A 13,973-nucleotide genomic window follows, 5' to 3' on the forward strand; every position below is an offset into this window, starting at 1 on the left:
ATATGAGCCATAAATTACCTGTTGAATCGAATAACAAGCCGATACAGTCTTCTAACAATGAAGAGATAGATTTGGGTCAATTGTTTAATGCCATAGGTAGATTGTTTGAGAAGTTTTTTAATTTCATTGCAAGTATCTTCAAAGGGATTTTCAAACTTATAATTTTAGTTTTAAAACCTTTTGTTGAAAATATTAAATTAATATCAGCTGTCATTCTAATATCAGCGATTATTGGTTATTTTTTAGAAAGAGCCCAGACACCTGTTTATTACTCTGAAATGCTGGTGCAGCCTCATTTTGAGTCCAAGTATAAGCTATCAAATAACATTAATTATTTTAATGGTCTTATAAAATCTCAAAAGATTAATGAATTATCAAAAATATTTGAGATTGATTCTGCTCAAGCAGCTTCGTTAATCAACTTTGAGTTAACTGCGGGGCCTGAAACCTCAAATACTATTCTGCTAGAATATAATGATTATATAAAAACCATTGATACCTCTCTTACATCTGTTGTGAGCTTTGAGGATTATGCTAAGAACAGAGATATCTTGTCAGGAGTCATTTTTGTTGTAAAAGCAAGATCAAAAGACAATAATATTTTTCCAAGACTAGAAAAAGGTTTTGCTAAAACCTTTGAAAATCCTTACTCTAAAAAATTAAAAAAAGTTAGAGATTCTACAATTCAAATAAAGAAAGAGTCATTTAGTAAAGAACTTGAAAGATTGGATACACTGCAGCGCATCTATTTGGAGTTAAAGAAAAATGAGGCTGAAAGTGGTGCCTTTAAATTGGGTAGTAATGGTGCTTTTCCAATGCAGTTAGAAAGAACTGAAACCAAAGAGTACGATTTATTTCAGGAAGAACTAAAAGTTAGACGAGCCATTAGAGCTTTAGATGAAGAATTAATTAAAGAAAGTGTTTTCTATGACATAATCGCCGGTTTTGAAGAAGAAGGAAGCCTAGACACAGGGCTGTTAAAAAACAGAATAGTGATGTTACCCTTGATTGCTTTAGGACTAATGATCTTATCATTTTTATCCTACAATATTTTTATTTTTATCAAAAACTATGAAGCATAAATCATTGCTTATAACAGGTGGCGCGGGATTTATTGGGTCAAATTTTATTATAGACTTTCTTAAAAAACATCAAAGTACACAAATTATTAATTTAGACAAGCTCACTTACGCGGGTGAGCTTTCTAATTTAGATGAGATTAAGAATTTTGATAATTACCGGTTTATTCAAGGAGATATTTGTGACAGATCCTTAATTGAAGATTTATTTAAAGAGTTTGAATTCGATGGTGTCATCCACTTTGCAGCAGAGTCTCACGTTGATAATTCTATCGAAAATCCTGACGCGTTTATTCAAACCAATGTTTTTGGCACGTTTAATTTATTAAACATAGCTAAAAATCACTGGATGTCAGCACCGTTTCAATTTAATAAAAATTGTGAGCACAAGCGTTTTCTTCATATCAGTACCGATGAAGTATATGGCACCTTAGGGGAAACCGGTTTGTTTACAGAAGAAACACCTTACGCACCCAACAGTCCGTATAGCGCATCTAAAGCTTCATCAGATTTTATTGTTCGAAGCTATTTTCACACTTACGGAATGAACGTAGTCACCACCAACTGCTCTAACAATTACGGTCCTAGACAACACGACGAGAAATTAATTCCAACCATCATTAGAAAAGCAATTAACAATGAATCCATTCCAATTTATGGAGACGGAAAGAATGTGCGCGACTGGCTTTTTGTGAATGATCATTGTGAGGGTATCCAATTAGCCTTTTTTAAAGGAGCCTCAGGTGAAACCTATAATATTGGAGGTAGAAACGAACGCAACAATTTGTATATTGCCTCTAAAATTTGTGATATTTTAGATGAGTTGGTTCCCCAAAATGAGTCTTATAGAAATCAAATAACTTATGTGAAAGACAGACCGGGCCATGATTTTAGATATGCTATTGATGCCACAAAAATTGAAATCGAATTAGGATGGAAGGCCGACGAAAACTTTGAATCGGGTATTCAAAAAACCGTAAGCTGGTACTTAAAAAAATACAATAAATCATGAAGGGAATCGTATTAGCCGGAGGTTCCGGAACCAGATTACATCCATTGACAATAGCCGTAAGTAAACAGTTAATGCCTGTTTACGATAAGCCCATGATTTATTATCCCATTTCAACCTTGATTTGGTCTGGAATTCGGGAAATTTTAATCATTTCAACACCTCAGGATTTACCATTATTTCAAAAATTGTTGGGTGATGGTTCTCAATTGGGTTGTGAATTTCATTATGCCTCACAAGAACACCCCAATGGCTTAGCAGAAGCTTTTTTAATTGGCGAAGGTTTCATTGAAAATGATAAAGTAGCCTTGATTTTAGGAGATAATATTTTTTATGGCTCTGGTTTATCCAATTTATTGCAGAGCAATAACAATCCCGATGGTGGTATTATTTACGCGTATCATGTGCAAGACCCAGAACGTTATGGTGTTGTAGACTTTGATAATGAAGGTAAAGCCATATCTATTGAAGAAAAACCAAAAAACCCCAAATCAAATTATGCAGTTCCCGGTATTTATTTTTACGACAATGATGTGGTTAGAATTGCCAATGAAATTAAACCAAGCCACAGAGGTGAATTAGAAATTACAGATGTTAATAAGGCTTATTTAAAACAAGGCAAATTAAGTGTTAGTATACTCGATAGAGGGACAGCCTGGCTTGATACAGGAACATTTAATTCTTTGGTACAGGCCACCAATTTTGTTCAGGTAATTGAAGAACGTCAAGGCCTAAAAATAGGCTCTATTGAGGAAGCTGCTTATAGCATGGGTTTTATTGATAAAAAACAACTTCACCATTTAGCTGAGCCATTGTTGAAAAGTGGTTATGGTAATTACCTATTAACGTTAAAATAGATGACAGTAGAGAACTCCAATTTAAAAGACTGTTTTATCATTCACCCCAGAGTTTTTGAGGACGACAGAGGCTATTTCTATGAAAGTTATAATAAACAAGGCTTTAAAAAAAAAACAGGATTAGACATAGATTTTGTTCAAGATAACCAATCGCAATCTTCAAAAGGTGTATTAAGAGGATTACATTTCCAAGTTGGAGATTATGAGCAGGCAAAACTGGTAAGAGTCATTAAAGGTAGTGTTTTAGATGTTTGTGTGGATTTAAGAGAAAATTCAGAAACTTATTTAAAGCACTTTACGCTGATACTTTCAGAAGAAAATAAGAAACAATTATTTATACCCAGAGGTTTTGCACATGGTTTTTTAGTGTTGGAAGACAACACCATTTTTAGTTATAAATGCGACAATTATTATCATAAAGAATCAGAAAGAGGTATTATATACAATGATCCTGATTTGGCAATTGATTGGCGATTCGAGAATTCACAACTATTAATTTCAGATAAAGATAAGGTCTTACCAAGCCTACAAAAATATCAGAAGCAGAGATGAATGTACTGGTAACAGGAAGTAACGGACAGTTAGCTTTAACCATAAAAGCGTTGTTTGACGAAAACAAGAAAGGAATCAATTTTATTTTTAAATCTAAAACCGAATTAGATATAACTAGTAGTGGCAATATTCATGAGTTTTTCGACAACAATACACTAGATTATTGCATCAACTGTGCAGCATTTACTAATGTAGAACTGGCAGAAACAAAAAAAGAAGAAGCCTTTACCATCAATTCAGATGCTGTTAAAAATTTAGCCTTAGCCTGTAAGAAACAAGGTATTGTTCTCATCCACATCTCAACCGATTATGTTTTTGACGGCGAAAGTTGCAAACCCTACAAAGAAACAGACCCAACTAACCCCATTAACGTTTATGGCAGTTCTAAATTAGAAGGTGAACGCCACATTATGGCCAATTTAGAACAATATTTTATCATCAGGGCGTCATGGCTTTATTCGGTTTTCGGACATAATTTTTTTAAAACAGTAGTCAAAAAGATAAATAATAATGAGACCATGAGTGTTGTCAACTCTCAGCTTGGCACTCCTACAAGTTGCGAAGATTTGGCTAGATTCATATTCTTTTTAATCTATTCGCAAAGTCGAGATTACGGACTTTATCACTTTGCACCAAACGGCGAAACCTCTTGGTTTGGCTTTGCTTCATACATTGCGAGTCATTATAAAAGTGATTTGATTCAACCAGTAGGGTCTTTTAAAACTCAGGCCAGAAGGCCCCAATATAGTGTTCTAGATAATTCAAAGGTCAAGGCAATAGGTGCGAACATAAGAAATTGGCAAATCGCTGTAGATGACGTTGTCATTAAGTATAAAGAAGGCCTTTCTTAGGAAGTTTTAATGAAACTTAGGGCTTGATTAAACTAACAAAAACAATACATTTGCAAATCACGACGTTAAATTATAGTTTTAAGGTATACTATGAATAAAAAAACAGCACTTATTACGGGAGTAACCGGACAAGATGGCGCTTATTTAAGTGAATTTTTGTTGAAAAAAGGATATGTAGTCCACGGTATTAAAAGAAGATCTTCAATGTTTAATACCGATAGAATAGATCACCTATACCAAGACCCGCATGTAGAAAATCAGAATTTCTTTTTACACTACGGAGACCTAACAGATAGTACCAATCTAACAAGAATCATACAAGAAGTACAGCCAGACGAGATTTACAATTTGGCGGCCATGAGTCATGTTCAGGTTTCTTTCGAAATGCCAGAATATACCGCAAATTGCGATGCTTTGGGGACATTGCGAATTTTGGAAGCCATTCGGTTGTTGGGCATGGAGAAGAAAACAAGAATCTATCAAGCCTCAACTTCTGAGCTTTACGGCAAGGTTCAAGAAATTCCACAAACCGAAACCACGCCATTTTATCCAAGAAGTCCTTATGCTGTAGCTAAAATGTACGCTTACTGGATTACCGTTAATTACAGGGAAGCCTATGGTATTTACGCATGTAATGGCATACTTTTCAATCATGAATCTCCAATAAGAGGTGAAACTTTTGTTACCAGAAAAATCACCAGAGCCACGTCGAAAATAGCGCTAGGCTTGCAAGATAAATTCTATTTAGGGAATTTAGATGCCAAACGAGATTGGGGTCATGCTAAAGATTATGTAAGGATGATGTGGATGATTTTACAAGCAGACCAACCCGAAGATTGGGTAATTGCCACAGGAAAAACAACCTCAGTGCGCGACTTTGTTAAAATGAGCTTTGCACATATTGGTGTTGAATTAACTTTTGAAGGTAAAAACGAAAATGAAAGGGGATATGTTAAGTCCTGTAATAACCCTTTATATCAATTAGAAATAGGAAAAGAAGTGGTAGCAGTAGATCCAAAATATTTTAGACCAACAGAGGTAGATTTGCTAATAGGAGACGCCACAAAAGCAAAAGAAAAATTAGGCTGGGTACCACAATACAACCTAGAAAATCTTGTTGAAGACATGATGACCAGTGATTTAAAATTAATGGAAAAGCAGCAGTACTTAAAAGAAGGCGGGTACAAGATTAAAAATTACTTCGAATAAACATTTGTGATGAACAAAGATTCAAAAATTTATGTGGCCGGTCACCGCGGATTGGTAGGAAGCGCTATTTTAAAAACGCTTCAAAGTAAAGGTTACACTAATGTCATTGGTAGAACTAGCTCTGAATTGGATTTAAGCAATCAAGTGGCCGTTCAGAAATTCTTCTCATCCGAAAAACCAGAATACGTTTTTTTAGCCGCAGCCAAAGTAGGAGGAATCGTTGCTAACAACATTTACAGGGCAGATTTTATCTATGAAAATTTGATGATTCAAAATAATGTTATTCATCAAAGCTACTTAAACGGTGTTAAAAAGCTACTTTTCTTAGGGAGTACTTGTATCTATCCTAAGGATTGTCCCCAACCCATGAAAGAAGAGTATCTATTAACTAATACACTTGAGTACACTAACGAACCTTATGCCATTGCTAAAATAGCCGGCATTAAAATGTGCGAAAGTTATAATCTACAATACGGTACCAACTTCATATCGGTAATGCCAACCAATCTTTATGGCCCTAACGATAATTTTGATTTAGAGAAATCGCACGTATTACCGGCACTTCTCAGAAAAATTCACCTTGCTAAATTGCTAAGCGAAAATAAAACAGAAGAAGTTTTAAAAGATTTAGGCTTAAAAAATCTGGAAGAAGCTACAGATTACCTCTCGAAGTTTGGAGTAACGGCGCACAGTGTAGAGGTTTGGGGGAGTGGTAAACCTAGAAGAGAATTTTTATGGTCTGAAGACATGGCCGATGCATGCGTGTTTTTAATGGAAAAAGGAGATTTTAAAGACATAATAAACTCTTCCCCTAGGGAAGATGCCGAAGGCAGTGGGTATGAGATTAGAAATACGCATATTAATATTGGAACCGGTGAAGATATTTCCATTAAAAATTTAGCAGAAATTATTAAAGACATCGTTGGTTTTAAAGGAAATTTAGTTTTTAATATCGATAGACCCGATGGGACGATGCGAAAGTTAACAGATGTTTCAAAGTTAAATAGTTTGGGATGGAAGCATAAACTTTCATTAGCGGATGGAATTGAGAATATATATAATTGGTATATTAATAAATAAAAAATCTCCAATTTAAGCTGAGATTACACATATTATTATTTGAATTTTAAATATATGAAATAGAATCTAAAATTAAAACCAACAAACATCGACAAATTACGTAGAATAAAACAAATAAATTATCAATCTGATCACTCAAAAGCAATAAATTAAAGTAACCATAACCATCAATGACAGATATTTATTGCGTCAATTATTTTACAAACAACTTAACTCTTTTTGATCCTGTTTCTTACAAAACAGGTGCAGCAAAAATGGTGTTATAATATCGACAAAATGAAAAACCTAATAATTTATATTCTTTTGACATGTTCTATTTCGTTTAGTTGCAGAAACAACACAAAAAATCAACCTCCTCAGGTTGAAAAGCCAATAAACGAACAATTTTATACTAGTGATTTTTCAGATAACTTTAATGTTGAATTAGAGGTAAAAGTATCAAAAGACGATGTTTTCAGTGTTTTTTACTTAACTGATTCATTTGAGAAATATTTTATTGGAGAGCAAGCTATTGGAGTGTCAGTAAAAGGGAGCGAAACAATTCAAAACATTAGAATTGAACTTCCTAAGGATACAATCCCGACTAGGCTTAGAATAGATTTTGGTAATAATTCTGAACAAAAAAACATCGAATTAATTGCAATCAAATTTATATTTGAAGACAAGAATTTAATAATTTCAGATTCTATATTTTCAAAATATTTTGAACCAAATATTAATGTTGAGCCAGAAGAATACACTAAAATTATTAGACTAAAAGCTGATGCTGAAGGCAAATATGATCCTTATATAATTGGGAGAGTCTGGTTAAATCGGAAATTGGAGAATTTGACCAATTATTGAAATTCTTTTTATTATCAAATAAATTTACCCGATTGCAAAAACATATAAAATGAAAAAATCTCTAACAGAAATAGCCAATCATTTCGGAACTGATAAAGGAACCGAAGGCCCAAGTCAAAAATGGAATCCTCATAATTATACAGATATTTATGAACCATATTTGGATAATTTTAGGGAATCTCATATTAACTTTTTAGAAATTGGTTTGGGAGTTACCGGAAAGAATTGGAGAGCCGATATAGTACATGGCAAAAATTCAGGAGGCGCTTCAATTAAAATGTGGTATGAATACTTCAGTAATGCTAAAATATTTGGAATTGATATTAATGAATGTTCATACCTGGACAATGATAGAATTAAAACTTTTGTTATTGATCAGGGAACTATAAAGCAACTGGACTACTTTATGGAGAAATCAGGAATCGATGAATTTGATATAATTATTGATGATGGGAGCCATATTCCAGACCACCAGCAAACATCTCTCAGTTATTTTTTTAAAAAACTAAAAAAAGGAGGGTTGTATATTATTGAGGATTTATTAGACAATGGTATTGGCGATAATAAATCCGGAAGAATGTCGAGTAATAAAGTAGTCAATACTAGAAATGTTCTAAAACAATTTTATTTAACAGGTAAATTTTCGACTCCAAATATGTTATCTGATGAGGCCTACCTTGCATCGAATATTGAATGGATTCGGTTTCATGCACCAGAAAAGTCTATTAAATACAAGTTAGGAAAAAGCATTTTTCACCCAATTGGTAAAAAATATTATTATAAAAAGGATTCAGAAAAAGTTTGTGTAATCAAAAAGAAGTGAATTTTGAAACCGTCTATATAATGGTTCAATTAATTTTTAATAACCTGTAAATAATTAAACCTTTTGCATTTAATGAAATTTAAATTATCCAATTTAGATCAATTCAATTTTAATAGTTTTCAAGTTATTTTTATTAAAGGTTTAGGAATATTAATTACTTATATACTTATTCTTTTTATCACTAATTTTTTCCCTGAAGAATTAGTTGGCGAATACAATTTTGCTAATAATATACTCCTGATTTTCGGCACAATTTGCTTATTTGGGGCAAATCAATCAATTTATCAACTGGGATCAAAAATACTCGTAGATGGTAATACAGCTAATTTAAAAAAGTTATACATAAAATACATGCTGATATCGTTTTGTATTTATCTTTTTATTTTGACTTTAACCTTTGTTATTCCAGAAAGTTTATACCAAAAGATTTTAGGAAAGGAAAACATATATCCATTAATAACAAAAACAGTTTCTTTTGCCTTTGTGTATTTTCTGGCCTCTCTAAATTTTGAAATGTTTAGGATTTTAAATAAAATTAAAGCCTCGGAAATTTATCGAAGTATTTTTAGGTTGGTGATATTTTTTATTGGTGTTTTGATTATTTATTTTTTAGATTATCAATCGTATTTAGTTGAAGCATTTTTAACCTCTTTTTTATTAACTTCAATAGTAACTACTTATTCGGTCTTAAAATTATTAAACCAGAATTCGAAAAATGAGCTAGATCTTTCAATCAATTATAAGAAAATCATTAAAGTCTCCTTGCCAATGTCAATAAGTGCCCTTTTTATACTTTTAATGCAGAGCATTGATTCATTCTTCATAATAAAATATAATTCATTTAAAGAACTAGCTTATTATAGCACCGCTATTAGGATTACTACATTAGTATCCATTGTATTAACATCAATAAATACCATCATTGCCCCTGAAATTTCAGAAAATTTCTTTAAAAAGGATTTCAAAAAACTAAGAGAAATTATATTTAAAGCTAGTAAATTAAACTTTCTTTTGTCCATTCCATTATTATTGTGCTTATTGCTTTTTCCAAATACAATCTTAGGGTTTTTTGGTGATAATTACACCAATGCAAAAATTGCCCTCATTATTCTTTGCGTTGGCCAAATTGTAAACTCATTTTGTGGTTCGGTTGGATTGTATTTAAACATGACCGGCAAACAAAATGAATTATTGCTTTTACTTTTATTAGCATTAATACTCAATATAATTTTTAATGTTATTTTAGTTCCTAAATATGGCATTAATGGTGCAGCAATATCAAGCTGTATTAGTTTAGCTTTTTGGAATATATTGGGTTTAATCTTTATATATTACAAAGACAAAGTTGTTACGTCTTTCAGAATTTATGACAAAGGAAAAAACACTACCTGATTTTTTAATAGTTGGCGCTGCAAAAGCAGGCACAACTTCGTTATTTTACTATTTAGAGGAGCATCCGGAAATCTTTTTGCCTAAGATTAAGGAGCCAAAATATTTTATGAGTAAAATCTTGAATCTACCGCAAAACGGAAAGGGTGATGATTTGACTCATGAGCTAATGATAAAAAGCCAGACAGATTATTTTAGGCTATTTAGCAGCAAATCTTCAACTCAAATATGTGGTGAGGCTAGTGTTGACTATTTATATTACAGTAGAGATGTTATACCACTAATTAAAGAGAATATTGGCCTGCCTAAAATCATTATTGTTCTGAGAGACCCAACCATAAGGGCCTTTTCAGCCTACAAGCATTTAATTAGAGATGTTAGAGAAAATGAAACCTTCGAAGAAGGATTAAAGTTAGAAGACCATAGAATTAAATCCAATTATGAATTTATTTGGCATTATAAAAAGGCAGGGTTGTATTATGAAAATGTAAAAGATTACATAGAAGCTTTCCCAAATGTCAAAGTAATAATCTTTGAAGAATTTATTAACAATACCCAAAACACATTAAAAGAATTATATTCATTTTTGGGGGTTGATTCAGAATTTACACCGCTGTTAAAGAAGAAATACAATGTTACCGGTAAACCTAAAAGCAAAGCACTGCAAAAACTATTAAAAGGAAGCCCCAATATTTGGCTGAGAAAGGTTTTAAAAAAAACGTTTAACGAGAAAACAAGATCTTTTATGAGAGAAAAATTAGAAGGGTTTAATATCTCTAATTACAATCAAGTGATGGAAAAACACACTAAACAGATGCTAATAGACTATTATAAGGACGATAAAAAAAAACTAGAGCAACTCCTTGAAATTAAGCTAAAAAATTGGTCATGAATTTATGCTTTATTTGTGACGAATATCCACCTGTATCACACGGCGGAATTGGAACCGTAACAAAGTCTATTGCCGAAGAACTAGTTAGGCAAAATCACAATGTTTTTATCGTGGGTATTTTACCAAAATCCTACAAAGGTGAAAAATACGAAGAAGTAAATGGAGTTAAGATATGGAGACTTGATCATGGGATATTACTGCCTTTTTTATCAAGAAACACACTACTTTATAAATTATTAAACAAAATTTTTCAAATTGATTTTTTAAATATTAATTCGGTTTGGAAAAAGCAAAATAGATTAATCGAAAACCTTGTCAGCGAGTATAATATAGACGTTATTGAGTTCCCCGATTATCGCTTTGCTTTCGAACACCTCACCCTTAAAAACAATGTCTGGCCAAATATTGACATATTTAAAATCGTTAAATTTCACGGAAGCATTAATTATTTTAATTTGGAAGCTAACCTAAAAATTGATCAAAAGGTATTGAAATATGAAACGTCGCTGTATGAATATGCAGATCAACTGGTTTCTGTTAGTGATTATACAAGGCGAAAAATGATGTTATATTATGATTTAAAAAAGGACATTAAAATTATTCATAATGGACTTGAGATTATAAATAAGGGTGAAGCTATAAAAGAGAATACCGTTATTTTTTCTGGTTCTTTAGTGCCAAAAAAGGGAATAGTTCCGCTTTTGAAGGCTTGGAATATCGTTTGTAAGCAAAACGACTCTGCGGTTTTAAAACTTTATGGTAAAGGTGTAAAGCATCGCTTTACAAAACACATTGACCCTAAGAATATGAATAGGGTAAAATTTTTAGGTCACATAAACAAAGAAGACTTAATAAATGAATATACTTCTGCAAAGTTGGCCGTATTTCCTTCATTTGCCGAAGCCTTTGCTCTGGGGCCTATGGAGTCCATGATGGCAGGGTGCGCAACAATCTATAGCACTGCAACCTCAGGAATAGAATTGCAAGTAAATGAAAATGCCGTCTTGTTAGTTAACCCGTATGACGAAGGGCAAATAGCCGAGAAAATACTAAAGGTGCTAAATGATGAGGATTTAAGGCTGAAACTTCAAATAGAGGGAAGAAAACTAATTGAAAACACTTTCAACATAAGTAGGGTTGTACAAAAACATCTTGATTTATATAAAAGCACAGAATGTTAAAAGCCGTTAGTAACACGATATTTAAGTTAATATTACTATCCATTTTTTTAATTCCCCTGACAATCTCAGATAAAAGGTTGTTTTTGAATTTAGGGGAGTTTAGAAATGAAACATATATATATCCATTGTTACTTGGGTTTATATGCTTTGGATTTTATTTGTTGTTAAAAGGCGTAATCAACTTACCCTTAAAATCCATTTTTTTTCAAATCTTAATTTTGCTGTCTCTATGGTTTTTGGCTACATTTATTATTTCATTTCCAAGTATTGCAACCAATGATTTTAAAGGAATAAACGGTATAGCCAGGTTCTTAAGGCAATATTTTTCCGCGATATTTTCAATAATATTAACCCCCGTGGTCTTGTATAATATTTTTAACAATTATGAAACAAAAACTATTTTTAAAAAAATTGAAAAGGTAATAGAAGCAAGTTTAATTGTAGTCTTTTGCTTCGCAATGATTGAATTTGCATCTATAGTTTTAAACAGCAATGCGGCTCATGGCATTATTGTTTGGATAAACAGAAATTTTCCTCTTGTATTTATTAGTGAAGATATATATCTTAAACGAGTATCTTCAATATCACATGAACCTCCTTTTCTGGGTATGTATCTTATATTTGTTACTCCATGGATTTTGAAGGGGCTGGTAACCAATTCAAAAAAATGGAAGTACACATTGTTTTTAATCATGATTTTAATATTGGCCCTGATTTCTAAATCAAGAGCGGCGCAATTATTCTGTTTAATAGAAATACTTTTGTTCACGGTCATATTAGTTCTAAGTAAAAAATCTTTTCTCCAAAAATTCATACTTACAACAATGCTCTTTTTACTCATCACACCTTTTTTGTTTTTGTGGAAGGGAGATGCGATTTTTAAAGATATAGGAGACAGAATAGATTCTTTTAAAATAGTAAAAAACCTAGAGGACAACAATTCAAATAAAACAAGACTTGGGACGATAATTGCAGGATTAGAAACTTTTATTGAGCATCCAATTGCTGGAGTAGGTTATGGTCAGCAAGGATATTATTTAATCGATAAATACCCAGTATGGGCTGTTGAGGGCAACTGGGAGATAGAAAGATACCTTAATGAAGATGAACCAAACTATCCACCCGGTTTTAACTTTTATGTGAGGCTGCTTTCAGAAACGGGAATAGTAGGCTTCTTATTGTTTTCCCTTTTTATTTTCTATTTGATTTTCTTTTGTTTTAAAAGATATTCTTTTACGAAAGACATTCACTATTTGTTATTTTTTACGATTTTTGTTGGCTTTGCAATTAACTGGATGCAAATTGATACACCTAGGATCTATGGTTTTTGGATTACCTTAGCTATATTATGGGTTTATCTTAAAGAAGAAAAAAAGCATAATGAAAGAATTAATAATTCTAATACCTCATTATAATAACATAGAAGGTTTATATAGCTCAATAAGGTCTATTGAGGAATCTTTTAAAATTGATCTAATGGTTGTTGATGATGGCAGCAAGATAAAACCTTCCATTATCGATTTAAAGAAAAATTACAATCAGGGTGAAATCATTTTCGAGGCCTTACCCGTTAATCAAGGTATAGAGTCGGTTTTAAACTATGGTTTAAAAAAAATAGTAGACTTAAACTATAAGTACATCGGAAGGCTTGACTGCGGAGATTTGTGTCACAAAAATAAATTTTTAATACAACTTAACTATTTGTCCCAAAATCAAGACATTATGCTGTTGGGGACCCAAGTGAATTTTATAGGTTCAGAAAATAAAAAAATCTTATACAAATCAAACTTACCAACTACCTACCAAAAAATTAAAAAGGAGTTCTATGTAAATTGTGTTATAATCCATCCAACAGTGGTATTTAGGACTCAAATTCTTAACACAACCGGATTCTACCCGACAGAATATAAGGCCGCCGAGGATTATGCATTCTTTTTTAAGATCCTTAAGAAATATAAAGTTGAAAATCTCAATGAGGTTCTTGTAGATGTTATCTTTGATGAAAATGGTATTTCGTTTAAAAGTAGAAAAACCCAAATAAAAAGTAAAATTAAAATCATCAAAGATAATTTTTACATTGGGTTTTGCCCGATTTATGGGATTCTAAGAAACAGTATACTGTTGTATATGCCACATAGTTTATTAATTTTAATAAAGAAGAATTTTTTTAAGAAGTGAAGATTGTAAATAAAATTTATATTGTAATCT

The 13,973-nt window shown here is 32.0% G+C and carries 14 protein-coding genes; all 14 read left to right on the forward strand.

The features are described from left to right. The first annotated feature begins 2 nt into the window (after positions 1-2). A complete protein-coding gene (locus FJ651_RS05310; protein ID WP_140989415.1) occupies positions 3-1,082 on the forward strand; it encodes a hypothetical protein in 1,080 nt (359 codons plus the stop codon). Beyond that, complete coding sequence (gene rfbB / locus FJ651_RS05315) at positions 1,072-2,091, forward strand: dTDP-glucose 4,6-dehydratase (RefSeq protein WP_140989417.1); 1,020 nt, start codon at positions 1,072-1,074, stop codon at positions 2,089-2,091. The genes FJ651_RS05310 and rfbB overlap by 11 nt, the downstream gene beginning before the upstream one ends. Continuing rightward, complete coding sequence (rfbA, locus tag FJ651_RS05320) at positions 2,088-2,945, forward strand: glucose-1-phosphate thymidylyltransferase RfbA (RefSeq protein WP_140989419.1); 858 nt, start codon at positions 2,088-2,090, stop codon at positions 2,943-2,945. Before rfbB ends, rfbA begins: the two co-directional genes overlap by 4 nt. After that, a complete protein-coding gene (gene rfbC, locus FJ651_RS05325; RefSeq protein WP_140989421.1) occupies positions 2,946-3,497 on the forward strand; it encodes a dTDP-4-dehydrorhamnose 3,5-epimerase in 552 nt (183 codons plus the stop codon). It abuts the gene before it with no gap. Next, complete coding sequence (gene rfbD, locus FJ651_RS05330) at positions 3,494-4,348, forward strand: dTDP-4-dehydrorhamnose reductase (RefSeq protein WP_140989423.1); 855 nt, start codon at positions 3,494-3,496, stop codon at positions 4,346-4,348. The genes rfbC and rfbD overlap by 4 nt, the downstream gene beginning before the upstream one ends. Before the next feature lie 90 nt (positions 4,349-4,438). Then, positions 4,439-5,557, forward strand: coding sequence for a GDP-mannose 4,6-dehydratase (gmd, locus tag FJ651_RS05335; RefSeq protein ID WP_140989425.1), 1,119 nt, complete (start codon positions 4,439-4,441; stop codon positions 5,555-5,557). Positions 5,558-5,566: 9 nt separating this feature from the next. Further along, on the forward strand, positions 5,567-6,637 hold the full coding sequence (locus FJ651_RS05340; protein WP_140989427.1) for a GDP-L-fucose synthase family protein: 1,071 nt from the start codon (positions 5,567-5,569) through the stop codon (positions 6,635-6,637). A gap of 276 nt (positions 6,638-6,913) precedes the next feature. After that, positions 6,914-7,480, forward strand: coding sequence for a hypothetical protein (locus FJ651_RS05345; protein ID WP_140989429.1), 567 nt, complete (start codon positions 6,914-6,916; stop codon positions 7,478-7,480). 49 nt (positions 7,481-7,529) lie between these two features. Then, positions 7,530-8,303, forward strand: a complete 774-nt coding sequence (locus FJ651_RS05350; protein ID WP_140989430.1) for a hypothetical protein — start codon at positions 7,530-7,532, stop codon at positions 8,301-8,303. A 72-nt stretch (positions 8,304-8,375) separates the two neighbouring features. Beyond that, entirely contained in the window at positions 8,376-9,695 is a 1,320-nt protein-coding gene (locus tag FJ651_RS05355; RefSeq protein ID WP_140989431.1) for an MATE family efflux transporter, read from the forward strand. Then, on the forward strand, positions 9,670-10,584 hold the full coding sequence (locus FJ651_RS05360) for a sulfotransferase domain-containing protein (RefSeq protein ID WP_140989432.1): 915 nt from the start codon (positions 9,670-9,672) through the stop codon (positions 10,582-10,584). Before FJ651_RS05355 ends, FJ651_RS05360 begins: the two co-directional genes overlap by 26 nt. After that, complete coding sequence (locus FJ651_RS05365) at positions 10,581-11,765, forward strand: glycosyltransferase family 4 protein (RefSeq protein WP_140989433.1); 1,185 nt, start codon at positions 10,581-10,583, stop codon at positions 11,763-11,765. The genes FJ651_RS05360 and FJ651_RS05365 overlap by 4 nt, the downstream gene beginning before the upstream one ends. After that, complete coding sequence (locus tag FJ651_RS05370; protein ID WP_140989434.1) at positions 11,759-13,180, forward strand: O-antigen ligase family protein; 1,422 nt, start codon at positions 11,759-11,761, stop codon at positions 13,178-13,180. The genes FJ651_RS05365 and FJ651_RS05370 overlap by 7 nt, the downstream gene beginning before the upstream one ends. Beyond that, positions 13,146-13,943 carry a glycosyltransferase gene (locus tag FJ651_RS05375; RefSeq protein ID WP_140989435.1) on the forward strand — a complete coding sequence of 266 codons (798 nt, stop codon included), beginning with the start codon at positions 13,146-13,148 and terminating at the stop codon, positions 13,941-13,943. Before FJ651_RS05370 ends, FJ651_RS05375 begins: the two co-directional genes overlap by 35 nt. Positions 13,944-13,973 lie beyond the last annotated feature (30 nt).

This window comes from Paucihalobacter ruber (genome assembly GCF_006494535.1).
Classification (GTDB): domain Bacteria; phylum Bacteroidota; class Bacteroidia; order Flavobacteriales; family Flavobacteriaceae; genus Paucihalobacter; species Paucihalobacter ruber.